This window comes from Rothia sp. HMSC066G02 (assembly GCF_001813145.1).
Classification (GTDB): Bacteria; Actinomycetota; Actinomycetes; order Actinomycetales; family Micrococcaceae; genus Rothia.
On sequence record NZ_KV811593.1, the window covers coordinates 340,953 to 357,308 of the forward strand.

The window sequence follows — 16,356 nt, forward strand, 5'->3', positions numbered from 1 at the left end:
CGTTGTCTTAGTCGTTGCCCTCGGCAAGCACTGCGGCTTCCGTGTCATCGGGCAGGAAGGGCGCGAGCGCCGGCAGTTCCTCCAGGGAGTTCAACCCGAGCTTCGCCAGCAGCAGCTCCGTGGTTTCGTAGAGGGTCGCGCCGCTTCCGGCTTCACGACCAACCTCACGAATCAGCTGCCGTTGCAACAGCTGGCGGATTGCCGCGTCCGCGTTTACGCCTCGAATGGAGGCTACCCTCGCCCTGGTCACCGGCTGCTGGTAAGCAATCACGGCGAGCGTCTCGTAGGCGGGCTTGCTGAGGGTCGCGCTCTTGGAGCGGGTCACGAAGCGTGCCACCCAGGGGGCGAAGTCGTCGCGGGCGTAGAGCTTCCAGCCTCCTGCGATGTTCCGCAGCTGGAATCCGCGCGGTTCGGGCGCCACCCGGTTTTCGTCTTCTCCGTAGCCGCTTTCTTCGCCGTTGTACTCGCGGTACAACTGGTCGAGCGCGTGCTCAACAGCTCGTTCGCTGACGATGAGCGCGGCGGAGAGTTCACACACGCTCACGGGCGCTTCGGCAACGGCTAGGATTGCTTCGATGGCGCTTTTGACGCCGCCGGGGATTGCCTCGACCTTGGAGAATTCGGCTTCGGCATCGACCGCCACACTGGGTGCGGTGGAGGGGCCTCCCGCCGGAATCTTTGCCGATTTCGCTACCGGTTTCGTTACCGATTCCTTCGACTCGCGGGATGCAGTTTCCTGCGATTCCCCAGAGCTGTCGGAAATGTCGGAACCATCGGAGTCCTCTACCGTTTCAGCGGCTTCAGCCTCCTCCGCATCTTCGGTAACCTCAGCGTCTTCGGTCACCTCATCCAGAGGAGCTGCCGCTACCTCGTACTCAGCCGGCTCAGCGTCCGCCTCAGCAGGCTTTGAGATTTCCGCCTCTACCGGCACCGAGTCTGTCTGTTCCGAATCCTCGTCTGCGTTCGGATCCCAGTAGCCCATGTTCACGATGGCAAGGTCGTCGGGGGTGAATTCACGGTCAAAGCGTGAGCCGTGATTACTCATAATCCTCCTTTACCGGTTCCGTGTTAGCTTCAGATTCGTTCGCTTCGGATGACTCAAGTGCTCCACTGGTTTCGTGCGCATCCTGTGTGCCTGCGGTGTCTGCAGTTTCTTCGCGGATTACGAATTGTGCGGCGCTCGCGCTCGCACGTACCCGAACAGATCCGAGCGGTGCGTCCTGTTCTACGTGCAGGGCGCCTTCTTTGTAGAGCTCGAGCAGGGCGAGAAAACGAACCACCGCGATTTCTAATTCGCCGGATCCTTGAACCAGTTCGGCGAAGCTCAGTTCCCGCGCCGCGGTATCGAGCAGGCTGTGCAGAATGTAGTGTTCTTCAGCCGCGATGGTGGTGAGCGGAACGTGCAGGTGCTCGTTGAGTTCTTCAACGATTTCTTCGGGTTCCGGTTCGGGTTCTTTGGGGGTTCGGCTCAGTGCTGCTGCGGCGATGCGGGCGAACTCTTCAGCGCCTCCGGTGAAAACCAGCTCGGGAAGCGCCTGGGCGAATCGTTCTTCGAGGGCTACCGCACGGGGAAAACGCTGTGATTCTTGCGCCCAGCGTTCAGCAAAAATATCGGCAACTTCACGGTACGCGCGGTATTGCAGCAGACGGGCGAAGAGCAGGTCGCGTGCCTCCAGCAGTGCAACGTCCTCTTCGAGGGGTTCACGATGCTGCGGGAGCAGGCGTGCGGTTTTGAGTTCCAGCAGGGTTGCGGCGGTGACCAGAAATTCGCTGGCTTCGTCGAGTGCACGTTCGGTGCCTTCAGCGTAGAGGGCGTGCAGGTATGCGAGGAACTCGTCGGTGACCTCTGCGAGCGCCACCTCGGTAATGTCGAGTTTGCGGCGCGAAATCAGGGTGAGTAGAAGATCAAAGGGACCCTCAAAATTACTGAGGGTGAGGGTGAAACCGCGTTCCGGGTTCTGCAGGCCGCGGCCCTCAGTCCGGGCGTTTGCGGCGGTGTCTGCGTTCGGTGTCGGTACCCTCACGGCAGCGACGTTCGTGGTCATAAACGACCTATTCTCCTTAGGTTTATTCTCCCCGGCTTTGTTGGTGCCGTCTCAGATGCGGCTTCTGCTTCGCCTACTTTTTCGGCGTAAGCAGTGTGCGGGGTCTTTAGAATCCACACAATTATACGCCCTCTGCCGGTGTGACTCAAGGGTGAGAGTCACCTCAGCAGAGGGCGTATAAGGTGTGGGGGCTTTAGCGTGCGCCGCCCTTGTAGATCAGTTCGCGTGCCACCTGGCGGTATGCTTCCGCACCGGGGTGGCTGGAGGCGTAGCTGAGAATCGGCTCAGCGGACACCGATGCGTCCGGGAACTTCACGGTGCGCTTGATGACGGTGTCGAAGACTTTGTCGCCGAATGCGTCCACGATGCGCGCCAGAACTTCCTTGGAGTGGATGGTGCGCGCATCGAACATGGTAGCCAGCACGCCAACAATCTCGAGGTTCGGGTTCAGGCGGTCCTGAACCTTCTCGATGGAGTCGACCAGCAGTGCGACGGCGCGCAGTGCGAAGAACTCACAAATCAGCGGAATGATGACGCCTTCGGAGGCGGTCAGTGCGTTGACGGTCAGCAGGCCCAGGGAGGGCTGGCAGTCGATGAGGATGACGTCGTATTCGTCGCGGACCTTGCGCAGTGCCGAGGCGAGAACCTGCTCGCGAGCCACTTCGTTGACCAGCTGAACTTCAGCTGCGGAGAGGTCAATATTAGCGGGCAGCAGGTCGATGTTCTCCACGCCGGTGGGCAGGATGACGTCCTTAATGTCGACCTTGCGGTCCATCATGACGTTGTAGACGGTCAGGTCCAGTTCGTGCGGGTTCGCGCCGAAACCGGCGGAGAGAGCACCCTGCGGGTCAAAGTCGACCAGCAGCACCTTACGGCCGCATTCTGCCAGTGCCGCGCCCAGGTTAATGGTGGAGGTGGTCTTACCCACGCCGCCCTTCTGATTCACCATAGAGATAATGCGGGCGGGACCGTGGTTGCTCAGCGGAGCCGGGTCGGGGTATACGCGCAGGGGTCGACCGGTGGGGCCGAGTTCTTGAGCCTGAGCTTCAGTCAATGGTTCACCTTCATCAATGAATTCGAAGTTTTAAAGTTTAAGCGTTGTCTATAAGGTTACCTCAAGAGCGGCTGTTCCGCGGATTGACGGGGTTTTATCCCCTCTCGTGAGCACGCGGATGCGCCATGCGGTACACCTCCATGAGCCCCTCGGGCGTGACCTTCGTGTACACCTGCGTGGTCGCGATGGAGGCGTGCCCGAGCAGTTCCTGCACCACACGAATATCGGCTCCGCCCTGCAACAGGTGCGTTGCGAAACTGTGGCGCATGGAGTGCGGCGAGAAGTCGGAGCTGAGCCCGGCGGCTTCGGCGGCTTCTTTGAGGATGAGCCAGGCGCCTTGGCGTCCGAGTCTGCCGCCTCGTCCGTTGACGAAGAGCGCGGCGGTGCCTTTACCGTGAGCTACGAGGGAGGGGCGGGCACGCACCAGGTAGTCTTGGATTGCTTTTTGGGCGTAGCTTCCGATGGGTACGAGTCGTTCTTTATTTCCCTTACCGAAGAGTCGAACGTAGCCGGGCAGGGTGATCTGGTTGCCGTCTTCATCGGTGAGAGTCCCTTCGAAGTGCACGTCGTCGATATCGGCATTGAGCATTTCGCTCACGCGTGCGCCGGTGGCGTAGAGGAATTCGAGGATGGCTCGGTTGCGTAGCCCGGTTGCGGTTTCGCGGTCGGGTACGGCGAGTAGCCGCTGGATGTCTTCTACGCTGACTGCTTTGGGTAGGCGTTTAACGTTCTTGGGCGGGGTGACCGGTGCCGCCGGGTCGGTGGGCACAATGAGCGCGGAGACCCAGAAGGCGTGTGCTCCGCGGACTGCCGCCATGGTGCGGGCGATGGAGTTCGGACCCAAGGGCAGGGGCAGGTTCGGTGCCCCTTCAGCGGTTGGCGCTTCTTTTTCTGGCACCCCAGCTGTCTCCGGCTGCCCGGCACGCCCGTTTCCAGCGCGCCCGTTTCCAGTACCTCGCCCCGACTCAGAGGCAATCATCAGCGCCAGCGATTCCGCGGCTTCTTCCTGCGCTTCCTGAGCTTCCTGCGCGTTCTGGTTGTTCTTCTCCCCCGCTTCGAATCCGGCAACGAATCCAGCAAGGGGCACGGTAGGGGCGGCGAGTTCCCGCATGAAGGAACGCACCTGCGCGGTGGTGATGCGTTCGGGGTCGATGACGCCGAGGGTCGCCATGTAGGCGCTGTATCGTCGCAAGTCGCGCGCGTAGGAGGCGATGGTGTGTTCGCTGCTTCCTCGTTCCACGCGCAGGTGGATGAGGTACTGGTCAATGGCTCTCTGGAGCGGGGTCTGCGCCTCCTGATGGGAAAAACCCAGGGCAGAAGAACCGGCAGAAGAGGGCACACCAAGCAGACCCGCGCCGCGGGATGTCTTACTCACCGTGCTTTTTGCCTGCTTCACGCTATCTCCTCTGCCAGTTCTGTTGATATTTGGGCCTCTTGATGCTTGGGTCTGTTGATATTTAGGTTTGCCGTAGGCGAGGCTACTCCCCCTACGTTCCGTTCTTAGTGGTTGCGGAAGTTCTCCGGCTTTTCGCGGCGCTGTCCCATGTAGGGGTGGAACTCCCAGCCGCCCTCGGCGGGGCGCAGGCCTTCAAAGTTGTTCTGTGCGGCCGCGTAGGTGGCGAGTACCGCCTGGATAGCGAGCGCGTTGTGAACCTTTCCGCCCAGTACCAGCTGTGCTGCCTCGGCGAGGGGCACCCAGCGGTAGGTCATTTCTGCTTCTTCGTCGGTGCGTTCGCTGCGTTCTTCGGCGGGCAGTTCCGAGAGGTTACGTGCCAGGTAGACGCGGCCTGCTTCGCTGGTTGCGCCGGGGCTGCTGAAGTAGTCGCTCAGTGCGTTCCAGGTTTCTGCCTGCAGGTCTGCCTCTTCGGCGAGTTCGCGCTGCGCGGCGACCAGGGGGTCTTCACCGTCGATGTCGAGCAGTCCGGCGGGTACTTCCCAGAGATTCATGCGCACCGGGTGGCGGTACTGGTTAAGCATCAGCAGTTCGTTGTTGTCGTTGAGGACCGCCACGGCGACGGCGCCGGGCATTTCCACGACGTCGCGGGTCAGCACGGTGTTTTCGTTGAGTTCGTACTCTTCAACGGTCGTTTCAATCACGTAGCCGCTGTATTTCACGGTGCGGGTGCGGATGGTGCGTTCGGAGGGTGCATCAATAATCTGCTGGTTGTTGCTCATTCTTTCATTGTAGGCGGCTTCTTAGCCCCGCTACGTTTGGCGCGTCAGGTACGGGCACGGAATAAGGCATGTTCAGGTTTAAACGAAAGCATCCCACCCTCCCCTGCGCGGGGTGAGCGGGATGCTGAACGTTTGTGCCTAGATGTTAGGCGCCGCGGCGCTCCAGAGCAGCCTTAATCAGGCCGGAGAAGAGCGGGTGCGGGCGGGTCGGACGCGAGCGGTACTCGGGGTGTGCCTGAGTTGCCACGTAGTAGGGGTGTGCCTCTGCGGGCAGTTCCACGTACTCGACCAGCGAGGAGTCCGGGGAGGTACCGGAGATACGCAGGCCTGCTTCTTCAAGCTGCTCGCGGTACTCGTTGTTCACCTCGTAGCGGTGGCGGTGACGCTCTGCAACCTCGGTCGCGCCGTATGCCTTAGCAACCTGAGAGCCGGGAACAAGGTTTGCCTCGTACAGGCCCAGGCGCATGGTGCCGCCCAGGTCGCCTGCACCTTCGACGAACTGCTTCTGCTCTTCGATGGTTGCGATGACCGGTACGGAGGTTTCCGGATCGAACTCGGTGGAGGATGCTTCGGTCAGACCCAGTACGTTGCGTGCGTACTCGATGACCATGGACTGCAGGCCGAGGCAGATGCCCAGGGTCGGGAGCTTGTGCTCGCGTGCGTACTTGAGGGCACCGATCTTGCCGTCCAGGCCGCGGATGCCGAAGCCGCCGGGCACGAGGATTGCGTCCATGTTGCGCAGCTGGTGGTCTGCATCTTCGTCGGTTGCGCACAGGTCGGCTGCAACCCACTTGATGTTGACCTTCACGTTGTTTGCGAAGCCGCCGGCGCGCAGAGCCTCGGAGACAGACAGGTATGCGTCGGGCAGGTCGATGTACTTACCGACCAGGCCAACGTTGACCTCTGCTGCGGGGCGGTGCACTGCGTCGAGCAGGCGGTCCCACTGGGTGAAGTCCGGTGCGGGAGCCTCAATGCCGAAGTAGTCGAGGATGTAGTCGTCGAGCTTCTGGCTGTGCAGGGTCTTGGGGATGTCGTAGATGCTGGGTGCGTCGGCGCAGGAGATGACTGCGTCGCTGTCCACGTCGCATGCGTTACCAATCTTGGTACGGTGCGATACGGGGACCTCACGCTCACATCGCAGGATCAGACCGTCAGGCTGGATGCCCAGGCCGCGCAGTGCTGCGACGGAGTGCTGGGTCGGCTTGGTCTTGAGCTCGCCGGAGGGGCCGATGAAGGGCACCAGGGAGACGTGCAGGAAGAAGACGTTCTTGCGGCCCACATCGCGGCGTACCTGGCGTGCTGCCTCCATGAAGGGCAGCGACTCGATATCGCCGACGGTACCACCGATTTCGGTGATGATGATGTCGGGTGCGTTGTCAATTTCCGCTGCGTGACGCATGCGGGCCTTGATTTCGTCGGTAATGTGAGGGATGACCTGGACGGTGTCGCCGAGGTATTCGCCGCGGCGTTCCTTTGCGATGACGGAGGAGTAGACCTGGCCGGTGGTCACGTTAGCAGACTGGTCGAGGTTTTCGTCCAGGAAGCGCTCGTAGTGTCCGATGTCGAGGTCGGTTTCAGCACCGTCATCGGTGACAAAGACTTCACCGTGCTGGAAGGGGTTCATCGTACCGGGGTCGACGTTCAGGTAGGGGTCGAACTTCTGCATGGTCACAGAGAGGCCACGTGCGCGAAGAAGCTGACCGAGGGAAGAGGCCGACAGGCCCTTACCGAGAGAAGATGCAACGCCGCCGGTCACGAAAATCTGGCGGGTTACCTTGTCGTTAGAGGACGCGTTCAGAGCGTTATTTTTTTCATTCACCACGGAATTCAAGCCTACCATTTTCTTGTCTGCTATCCAAGCAGAGGGTTTTGCCGCGAGAGGATTCTCTCAGGCGGCTTTCCCTCCCCTATTTGTCCTTATCACCACTGTAAACGGAGCTGGGGATTTATTATTCCCGCCGCGCCGTGTAGAAGCAGGTGTAGGAGCATTCACAGAGTATCTCACATCCTCTGGGCTCCATGCGCCGCTATTGGTCACCGGCACGGGCTGTACCGACAACTTTCCGAGGCACGCTCGCGCACTTCTGCCCCTTTGATGGTCTTTAGTGCGAAAGATGCCGCCTTTCGGCGCTTTTGCCAGCACTTTCTTCATGCTTTTCCCTGCCGGTTTGCCGCCGGTTTCAGCGCCCCTGCGGCACTTCTCGACCGGCGGCAAGCAGCTCTCGGGCGTGCTCTCGCGCCGATTCTGATTGATCGTGTCCGGAAAGCATTCGCGCCAGTTCCACCACGCGTTCCTCTTCGGAAAGTACCTTGACCTTTGAGAGGGACGCGTCATCGTTTTTCAGCACGAGGATGTGCTGGTCCGCGAAGGCTGCGACCTGCGGCAGGTGGGTGACCACCAGAACCTGCACGTGTCGGGCGAGCATGGCGAGGCGGCGACCGATTTCGATAGCGGCCTTACCGCCCACGCCGGAGTCCACCTCGTCGAAGATGAAGGTGGGTACGGGGTCCACTTCGGCAAGCACTACCTCCAGGGCGAGCATCACTCGGGAGAGCTCGCCGCCGGAGGCGCCCTTACCGAGCGGGCGCGGCACGGCGGTTCGATGCGGCGCCAGCATGAAGGTCACGGTGTCTCGGCCGTGCACCGAGAACTTTTCGGCTTCGGCAACTTCCACGACCAGGGAGGCGTTCGGCATGGCAAGAGCAGTGAGCTCTTCGCTGACGGCGTCCGCCAGTTTCTGCGCGGCGGCACGGCGCAGGGCGGTCAGCTCTTCTGCCTGGGCGCCAAGCACCTTGCGTAGCTGTACCAGCTCGGTTTCCAGGGTTTCCTGTCGCTGCGGGTCATCCACCAGGGTCTCGAGGCGTGCGCGTGATTCTTCGGCCCATTCGAGAACCTCGGCGATGTCGGCACCGTACTTGCGGGTGAGGGTCGCCAGCTGGGCGCGGCGAGTCTGCACCTGCGCCAGACGTTCAGGGCCTTCAACATCCAGGGAGGCCATGTAGGAGGAAAGATCCGAGGAGATATCGGTGGCAAGAATCAACAGTTCGTTGACGCGCGCGGCGAGGGAGGCAAGTTCTTCGTCAGCGTCTGCCTGCGCCTGTAGCGCGGAGCGGCTTGCATCGAGCAGGCTCATGACGCTCTGCTCGTCGCCGGTGGAGTATTCGCTACCGCTGAGCGCTGCGGAGGCGGTTGCCGACGCAATGCGTAGCGCTTCAACGTTCATGAGCTTCACCATTTCGGCTTTGAGCTCTTCTTCTTCCCCAGCCTGCGGGTTGACGGCACTGATTTCTTCGAGGGCGCCCTGCAGGGTCTGCGCTTCGAGAGCTCGTGCGCGAGAGTTTTCGCGCACTTCCTTCAGCTCTGCGGCGGCGGCACGGTATCGCTCGTAGTTTTCGCGGTACTTCTCAAGCAGGTTGGCGAGCTCTTCACCGGCGTACAGGTCGAGGGACTGGCGCTGCTCCGCCGCTGATTTGAGGCGCAGCTGATCGGACTGACCGTGCACTGCAACAAGAGTCTGACCAATCTGAGACAGGGTTCCGATGGGTGCGGAGCAACCGCCGACGTGGGCGCGGGAGCGTCCCGAGGCGTTGACGGTGCGTGCCAGAAGCAGCTCGGAGGTCTGTTCGTCGATGTCTTCGGCGGTGCCGCCGGCTTCTTCGGCAAGCTCGAGGGCGCGGTGCCCGTGGGGCAGGCGAATCACTGCTTCGGCAAGGGCGCTCTTGGCGCCATTGCGCACGCTGGAGGCGTCGGATCGGGCGCCCAGGAGCATACCGAGGGCGGTGACGACCATGGTTTTACCTGCGCCGGTTTCACCGGTCAGCACGGAGAATCCGGGTTCGAGGGGGAGCCTCGCATCGGTGATGATGCCGAGGTCTCGAATATGGATTTCCTCAATCACGAACGTTCATTCCTTTTCTTTAGTGCTTCTCGGTGTCCTGCGGGCCACGCCAGCCACGGATCGGAAGCTCAAATTTACGCACCAGTCGCTCAGAGAAGGGAGCCGGGTGGATACGGGCGAGCAGCACCGACTTTTCGGAGCGTCGCACCTCAATACGGGAGCCGGGGTCCAGCTCTACGGTTCGGCGGCCATCGCACCAGAGCACGCCGGAGGCACCGTTTCCGGGCATCATTTCTACCGCCAGGGTGGAGGTCGGCGCTGCTACCAGCGGGCGCGCGAAGAGCGCGTGAGCCGAGAGCGGCACCATGAGAATTGCTTCAACTTCGGGCCAGACGACCGGGCCGCCGCCGGAGAAAGCGTAGGCGGTCGAGCCGGTGGGGGTTCCCATGACCACGCCGTCGCAGCCGAAGCTGCTGAGCGGGCGGCAGTCCACCTCAATAATGACTTCAATCATTTTTTCGCGGTTGCCCTTTTCGACGCTAGCTTCGTTCAGCGCCCAGTCGCTGTGCACGCGCTTGCCGTCGTTCCAGACTTCCACGTCGATTGCCATGCGTTCTTCAACGGTGTATTCGTTGTTGACGATGCAGCGAACGGTTTCGGTCAGGTCGCTCTCTTCGGATTCGGCGAGGAAGCCGACGTGCCCCAGGTTCACACCGATGAGCGGAACACTGGTTCGGCGCACCATTTCTGCGGCGCGAAGAATCGAACCGTCACCACCGAGCACCACGCCGAGTTCAATATCGATGAGCGCCACGGATTCGTGGACGACCTGCACGGGGACGGGCTCGTCCCAGTTTTCACTCAGGGTCTCCAGATCGGAGCGAGTCATGACGGGTGCGAGTCCCGCTTCGTAGAGCTGGGTGCATGCCTGTCGGGCGGCATCTCGTGCTTCTTTGCGCCCCACGTGGGCGAAGACGAGAATCTTACGGTGACGTTGTTCCACCGAGTCTTCGGAACCATGACGCGCACCTGCGGTAGCTACCTGCGCGGTTGCTTCCTGCGGTGCGTGGCTTTCGTGTTCTGCCATAACGACTCTCTCCCATCGGGTGTTGAGATGGTGTATCTACACCTATCATACCGAATATGTTCTCGAAGATTTTCTAAATAGCTATATTTTTAGAAAATTATTTCGAATAATGTACAGCTGGGGTATCTCTAAAATACCTGTAAAAATACCTGCGAATAGCGCGGCAGCCTGAGAAAGCCCCGCCCTCAACGCGTCCTGCGTTACCGAGCGGTTTTTCTCAGACTGCCTTAGCACTATTTATTTTCGGCACTATATTTACTTTCGACACCGTTGAATAGGGAGTTGTAAAAAAGTTCCCTTAGCCTGCACAGCAAGATAATTTCGAAACATCTTTGTCAAAAGTTAGGACAGCCAGCTTCAATCCTTCTGCCATTGTTAGATATGGACACATCGTTTCTCTCAGATCTCCAACAGTTAAACCGAATTTCACAGCTAATGTTGCTGCATAAATTACGTCTCCTGCGTTTTCTGCCACTACATGCGCCCCTAACACTTTCAATGTTTTCGCGTCTGCCACTAATTTGAAAACACCTGTTGTTTCCCGATTAACGAGCGCTCTTGGAACAGCATCCAACGGCAATACCGATGTTTTCACTTCATATCCTTTTTCTTTTGCCTGTTGCTCCGTTAAACCAACCGTTGCAATCGATGGAGAAGTAAACGTAACGCCTGGAACCACTTCTAAATTGACCTTTTGATTTAGTCCTCCGATTGCATTACGAGCAGCAAGTCCACCTTCATAAGCAGCTACATAAACAAATTGGGGACCGAGAGTGACATCTCCAGCTGAATAAATTCGGGAATTGGTCGTTTTAAGATAATCATCAATGACAATTTCACCACGGGAACCAACTTCAACGCCTGCTGCATGTAAGTTTAATGATTCTGTATTTGGTTTTCTTCCAGTGGCAACAAGTAACTGATCTGATTCAATGACTTCTCTACTGCCATTTACTGTTACGTAAACCCTTTTTATCTCTCCACTTTGTTCAACACGCTCAAAAGTTGCCCCTTTGACAAGGTTTATACCCTGTTCAATTAACGCTTTTTCAACTGACTCTGAAATCTCAGGATCATACTCCTTTAAAAGTCGCTCACTTCTTTGCATAAGCGTTATTTCTGAACCTAAATGATGAAATAGTTGTCCAAGCTCCATTCCAATGTATCCTGAACCAATTACAGTTAATCGTTTTGGTATTTTCTTTAACTCAAGAAGTGTTGTACTAGTTAAATAGTCCATTTTTCAAGTCCTGAAATTTGGGGCAACGAAGGCGATGCACCTGTTGCAATTAAAAAGCGTTTTGCAGATAACTTTGTCCCATTGACCTCAACCGTACTAGCATCAACGAATTTTGCTTCACCTTTAATTAAATCAAAATTATATTCATCAATTAAATCCATATATTTTTGATTCCGAAGTTCGCTCACCAATTTATCCTTTTGCGTGATTAAACTAGCTAAATCCACTTCTCCAGCGGATGTTTGTAAACCTATAAACGGATTGTCTTTTGATAAATGATTGATTTCCCCTGCCCTAAGAAGAGTTTTTGACGGAACACAGCCAATATTCACACAGGTTCCCCCAACCATTCCACGCTCAATCATTCCAACTTTTGCACCGTATTCTATAGCTTTAATTGCCGAAGAAAAGGCAGCAGCACCAGAACCAATAATAAGAAGGTCATAATTGTCTTCATTAATTAACGCCACGTTTTCTAGTGATGATACTTCTTCAATTTCTCCGGCTTGGTAATTTGCTTCATCAATCGCCTTTATTGCACTTTCAACCTCAATATCATCGGGCAGTTCAAATACTGCTTCACCACGACGATAACTAGACTCAATATTTTTAGCACCTATCTTTTCAAGTGCTGATTCTACGTGTTTTTCACAACCCGTACAAGTCATTCCTGAAATGTTTACCTTAAATTTATTCATAAAAAAGCTCCTTTCGTTTGTTAATGTTTCTACTATAACATAGTTTCAACTCGTTTTAAATCCTCTATTTGTTTTTGCACTTCCTTTTGTTTTTAGAAACAAATTCGAACATATCTTAACAACGAACTTCATCTTTATCTACAACACCAAGTAATTTATAAATCTCGCTTAAAGAGAAACCAAGTTCCTGTATTCGTTTAATAAACCCAACACGCTTAACGTCATCATATGAATATATCCGATAACCAGCTTCCGTTCGGTGAGGTTCTTGTAATAAATTTTTTCGCTCGTAATATCTGATCGTTTCTTTATTAACTCCACATTTATCTGCAAACTCACTAATGCGATAAATCATCTTATTTCACCCCCTGAATATTATAAACCATGTACCATAGTACACGGTCAAGTAAATTGGACTATTTTATTTTTTTCCCAAAGTATCACTCGTATGTGATTGATACTTTTATATAATACTATTGATTATCCTAACATCCCACCAGAAAATCCGATTTAAACACCAGTTGTTTTTAAACTATTAAGAAAGTAATTCCACTATATATTCCGAAGACCTTTATTTTTTGCACCATAGGAAGTACTCTACGTTGCCGTCCTGTCCGGGGAGCGGGCTGGGTTCCATACCCATCACACGCAATCCGTGGCTGACCGCAGATGCCTGAACTTTTTCTACTGCTTCACGGCGGGCGGATTCTTCGTGCACCACTCCCCCACGTCCGATGCGGTGCTTGCCGACCTCGAACTGCGGCTTGACCATGAGCACCAGGTCGCCGCCGGTTTCGGTGGCGTTCGCTAGCGCCTCCATAACCAGGGTCAGCGAGATGAACGAGAGGTCAGAAACCGTCAGTTCGACCTGCCCGCCAATATCTTCGGGCTTCATGTAGCGGACGTTGAGTCCTTCGTACACGCCAACTCGCGGTTCTTCACGTAGCGCGTCTACAAGCTGTCCGTGTCCCACGTCCACGGCAGCCACATGGGCGGCGCCTCGGCGAAGCAGTACGTCGGTAAAGCCTCCGGTGGATGCTCCCGCGTCCAGGCAACGTTTGCCTTCCACCTCGATATCGGGGAATGCATCGAGGGCACCGGCGAGCTTGTGACCTGCGCGGCTGACGTATTCAGTCAGCTCGCTCTGGCGCACGTAGAGGGTGTCCTCCGGGCCCACGATCATAGATGCCTTGCGCGCGGCCTTGCCGTTGACCTGCACGTCCCCGGCGGCAATAAGCTTTGCGGCGAGGGTTCGGGAGCTCACGAATCCGGCTTCGACCAGGTATTTATCGAGGCGCACGTGTCCTTATCTTCTTTCTGTCGTTGTCTGGCGACGGGTTATCTAGTGCAGGTGAACCCTCAGAGCTTTGCTGTCTGAGGGTTCACCGCCGCGAGCTAGGAGAGGTTTTCGAGGTCCTTTTCCAGTTGCTCGCTCATCGTTTCGAGGCGCTTGACGCGCTCTACAGGGTCCATGGCGAGGGTCACCGCGAGTTGGCGCTCGAATTCTGCGTCAAGCTCAGCGGTTTCCTCCGCTTTGTTGTTAGTGTCCTGGTCCTTAGGCACCGGGATTCCCCTGAATGTTGGGGCGTGCTGCCTGCTCGGGGTTTGCTGCCCACCATGCTGCGCAGGCTACGCGCCATGCTTCGGCTTCACTCTCGCTGCCTGCGAATGCTTCGGCGTCTTCAACCTCGGGGCCGGTCAGGCTCAGGTTTTCACCGCGGACTCGTGCCTGCCAGGTGGGGCCGGTTGCGGTGACTTCGTAGCCTTCGTAGAGCACCTCAATTTCGGGGTAGGGTGCGAAGAAGTCCTCGAGGGTGCGCAGAATATAGGTCGGACGCTGATTCGGTACTGCCTCGATGACGTCCTGGTAGGTCTGTACGCCGGTGAGGACGAGGGCACCGTCCATCTTTGCGTTGTTGGCACCGAGAATGTCGGTGTCCAGGCGGTCGCCCACAATGACGGGGCGGCTGGAGTTCACGGCCTTTGCTGCAGTGTGGAAGATGGGCGCTTCGGGCTTGCCCGCAACGAGCGGGGTACGGCGTGAGGCGGTTGCTACGGCAGCAACGAGAGTTCCGTTGCCGGGCGCCTGACCGCGCTCCTTGGGGATGGTCTGGTCGGTGTTGGTTGCGATCCACAGCACATCGGGGTTTGCGAGGGTGTAGGCGGCTTCTGCGAGGTCTTCCCAACCCATCTTCGGGTTGAAGCCCTGGATGAGGGCTACGGGGCCTTCTTCTTCCTTGCGTACGGTTTCGAGGCCTACCGCACGAACGCAGTCGGCGAGTGCTTCGGTGCCGGTGATGAGTACTTTGGAGCCTGCGGGTACGTGCTGTGCGAGCAGTGCGGCGCCTGCCTGTGCGGAGCTGACGACTCGTTCTGCTCGGGTGTGCACGCCCAGTTCGCGCAGGTGCTCTGCTACGGATTCTACGGAGCGCGATGCGTTGTTGGTGACGAAGATGACCGGTACATTGAGTTCTTCTTCGGCACGGTTGAGCGCTTCGGGTGCGCCTTCGATGGCGAAGGGACCCGCGTAGACCACGCCGTCCAGATCGGAGAGGAGGGCATCGTAGCGGGATAGGAGTGCGTTCGTGGTCATAGAGTGTTCCTCTCGGGGGCTCTGGCGGTTGTCGCTATTAATCGTACCTGTTAGACACTCATACGTAGGTGCCTTCCGGTGATTATGTGCGAAACCGCTGGACGCTCTCCCCTGCTTGGGTGTGGCGTCCAGCGGTTTCACGCTGACACTTAGGTCACGTATTTAGAATTCTTAGATTCTCTGCAGTCTTATTCTGCGGAGGTTTCTTCTGCTTCTTCAGACTTAGGCGCATCAGACTTAGGCGCTTCGGTCTTCTCGTCCTCAGCTACTTCTTCCTGAGCTTCGTTTGCTTCCTCTTCAGCGGAAGCATCCGCGGTCCCTTCAGCGTCTTCTGCGGTTTCAGTGAGTTCTACGGACTTCTCTTCCTGTTCGAAGAGGCCTGCTTCACCGAACATGTCGAAGATTTCGGGTTCTGCGAAGTTGCCCTGGCCCAGTGCTGCTTCTGCCATGAATGCGAGGCGTGCCCAGCGTTCTGCTTCCTGGTTACGGCCTGCGTTAGCCAGCGCGTCGGAGTATGCGCTGAACAGACGGGGGCTGTACTCGAAGGCACGCTTGGGGTTCAGCTGAGGAATCTGCAGCGCTACGACAGCTTCAGACTTCTTGCCCTGATCACTGAGGATGCCGGATTCAACGATGGCGAGCTCTACGCGCACGTTGGCGGGCAGTTCTTCCTTCTTGAATTCTGCAATCATTTCCATTGCCTTGGGCAGACGGCCGAGTGCACGTTCGCAGTCCACCAGCAGTGCCAGGTGATCTACGGAGCCGCTAATACGGCGGTGGGTGCGCAGTTCGCGCAGTGCCAGTTCGAAGTCTTCTGCAACGTATGCGGCGACGCCAACGGCTTCACGTACTGCGGCAATACGGCCTGCACTGCGGGATGCTGCAACGGCGTGTTCCAGCGCGAATTCGGGGTCGATGTCGAGGTAGCGACCAGCCATGGCGAGGTGCTTTGCGACGGTTTCTGCGTTGCGAGGTTCCAGGGCGCGCAGCTGACGGAAGGTCGCGCCGTCCAGCTCGCGACCGGTGATGTCGTCATCAATTTCCGGTGCCTTGGGCTTTGCGGGGCGGTAGCCTGCACGACCACCGATGCTGCGTACTTCTTCACGAGGTGCTTCAGCCTCGGGACCGTTGGAGCGAGGTGCCTTGGAACGGGAGTCGGAGCGACGGCCGTCGAACTTCTTGCCTCCGCGGTCGTTACGCTTGAAACCGCCCTTGCCGCCAAAGTTCTTGCCGCCCTTCTTGGAGCGGAAGTCCTTTCCTCCGCTGTTCTTGCGGTGCTGGCGGGGGCCGGAGCCGTTAGACTCGTGACGGGGGGTCTCAGACATGAATCTCCTTGGGAGGTATCCGCCAGTGTGGGCGGGTAGGGTATGCAGTCGATTCGGGCGAACCGCTGCCTGAGGCATCAACTCTATGAGGGGTGCTTTAGATACACCCGCTAATGCCTAAACATAAGCCATACCATTCTAGTATAGAGAGCACCTTCCGTGCACCCGTACTGATGGGATGTTAAAGACAAATGGGGAGGCCTAACGACCTCCCCAAACAAAAATAGCCCCGGCGAAGCCGGGGCTATTGAATAATAAAGCGGCAATAACCTACTCTCCCACACCCACAAAAGTGCAGTA

The 16,356-nt window shown here is 57.4% G+C and carries 12 protein-coding genes and 2 pseudogenes; all 14 read right to left on the reverse strand.

Features of this window, described 5'->3' with window-relative positions; genetic code table 11:
• Positions 1-7: 7 nt before the first annotated feature.
• The 14 genes and pseudogenes from scpB to HMPREF2894_RS05845 all read right to left on the reverse strand — a co-directional run bounded on the left by scpB (position 8) and on the right by HMPREF2894_RS05845 (position 16,056).
• On the reverse strand, positions 8-1,045 hold the full coding sequence (gene scpB / locus HMPREF2894_RS05790; RefSeq protein ID WP_070678197.1) for an SMC-Scp complex subunit ScpB: 1,038 nt from the start codon (positions 1,043-1,045) through the stop codon (positions 8-10).
• Positions 1,038-2,045: a segregation and condensation protein A gene (locus HMPREF2894_RS05795; protein WP_049350384.1), complete on the reverse strand. Its 1,008-nt coding sequence runs from the start codon at positions 2,043-2,045 to the stop codon at positions 1,038-1,040. Before HMPREF2894_RS05795 ends, scpB begins: the two co-directional genes overlap by 8 nt.
• 193 nt (positions 2,046-2,238) lie before the next feature.
• A complete protein-coding gene (locus HMPREF2894_RS05800) occupies positions 2,239-3,099 on the reverse strand; it encodes a ParA family protein (protein ID WP_049350385.1) in 861 nt (286 codons plus the stop codon).
• Between the two features lie 94 nt (positions 3,100-3,193).
• Complete coding sequence (locus HMPREF2894_RS05805; protein WP_070678199.1) at positions 3,194-4,495, reverse strand: tyrosine recombinase; 1,302 nt, start codon at positions 4,493-4,495, stop codon at positions 3,194-3,196.
• A 104-nt stretch (positions 4,496-4,599) separates the two neighbouring features.
• Positions 4,600-5,274 carry an NUDIX domain-containing protein gene (locus HMPREF2894_RS05810; protein WP_049353031.1) on the reverse strand — a complete coding sequence of 225 codons (675 nt, stop codon included), beginning with the start codon at positions 5,272-5,274 and terminating at the stop codon, positions 4,600-4,602.
• A 145-nt stretch (positions 5,275-5,419) separates the two neighbouring features.
• Entirely contained in the window at positions 5,420-7,114 is a 1,695-nt protein-coding gene (locus HMPREF2894_RS05815; protein ID WP_049350388.1) for a CTP synthase, read from the reverse strand.
• Between the two features lie 340 nt (positions 7,115-7,454).
• Positions 7,455-9,173 (reverse strand): DNA repair protein RecN, encoded by a 1,719-nt coding sequence (gene recN / locus HMPREF2894_RS05820; RefSeq protein WP_005506652.1) that lies wholly within the window; start codon positions 9,171-9,173, stop codon positions 7,455-7,457.
• Positions 9,174-9,192: 19 nt separating this feature from the next.
• Positions 9,193-10,200: an NAD kinase gene (locus HMPREF2894_RS05825; RefSeq protein ID WP_141752166.1), complete on the reverse strand. Its 1,008-nt coding sequence runs from the start codon at positions 10,198-10,200 to the stop codon at positions 9,193-9,195.
• A 298-nt stretch (positions 10,201-10,498) separates the two neighbouring features.
• Positions 10,499-12,138 (reverse strand): annotated as a pseudogene (gene merA / locus HMPREF2894_RS08935) (mercury(II) reductase).
• A gap of 35 nt (positions 12,139-12,173) precedes the next feature.
• Positions 12,174-12,493 (reverse strand): annotated as a pseudogene (gene merR, locus HMPREF2894_RS08940) (Hg(II)-responsive transcriptional regulator); the annotation flags it as partial.
• Positions 12,494-12,709: 216 nt separating this feature from the next.
• Positions 12,710-13,438 (reverse strand): TlyA family RNA methyltransferase, encoded by a 729-nt coding sequence (locus HMPREF2894_RS05830; protein ID WP_049353033.1) that lies wholly within the window; start codon positions 13,436-13,438, stop codon positions 12,710-12,712.
• Positions 13,439-13,533: 95 nt separating this feature from the next.
• On the reverse strand, positions 13,534-13,701 hold the full coding sequence (locus HMPREF2894_RS05835; RefSeq protein ID WP_049353034.1) for a hypothetical protein: 168 nt from the start codon (positions 13,699-13,701) through the stop codon (positions 13,534-13,536).
• Complete coding sequence (locus tag HMPREF2894_RS05840; RefSeq protein WP_049353035.1) at positions 13,694-14,731, reverse strand: HAD-IIA family hydrolase; 1,038 nt, start codon at positions 14,729-14,731, stop codon at positions 13,694-13,696. Before HMPREF2894_RS05840 ends, HMPREF2894_RS05835 begins: the two co-directional genes overlap by 8 nt.
• Before the next feature lie 188 nt (positions 14,732-14,919).
• Positions 14,920-16,056, reverse strand: a complete 1,137-nt coding sequence (locus HMPREF2894_RS05845; protein WP_049353036.1) for a tetratricopeptide repeat protein — start codon at positions 16,054-16,056, stop codon at positions 14,920-14,922.
• Between the last annotated feature and the right edge of the window lie 300 nt (positions 16,057-16,356).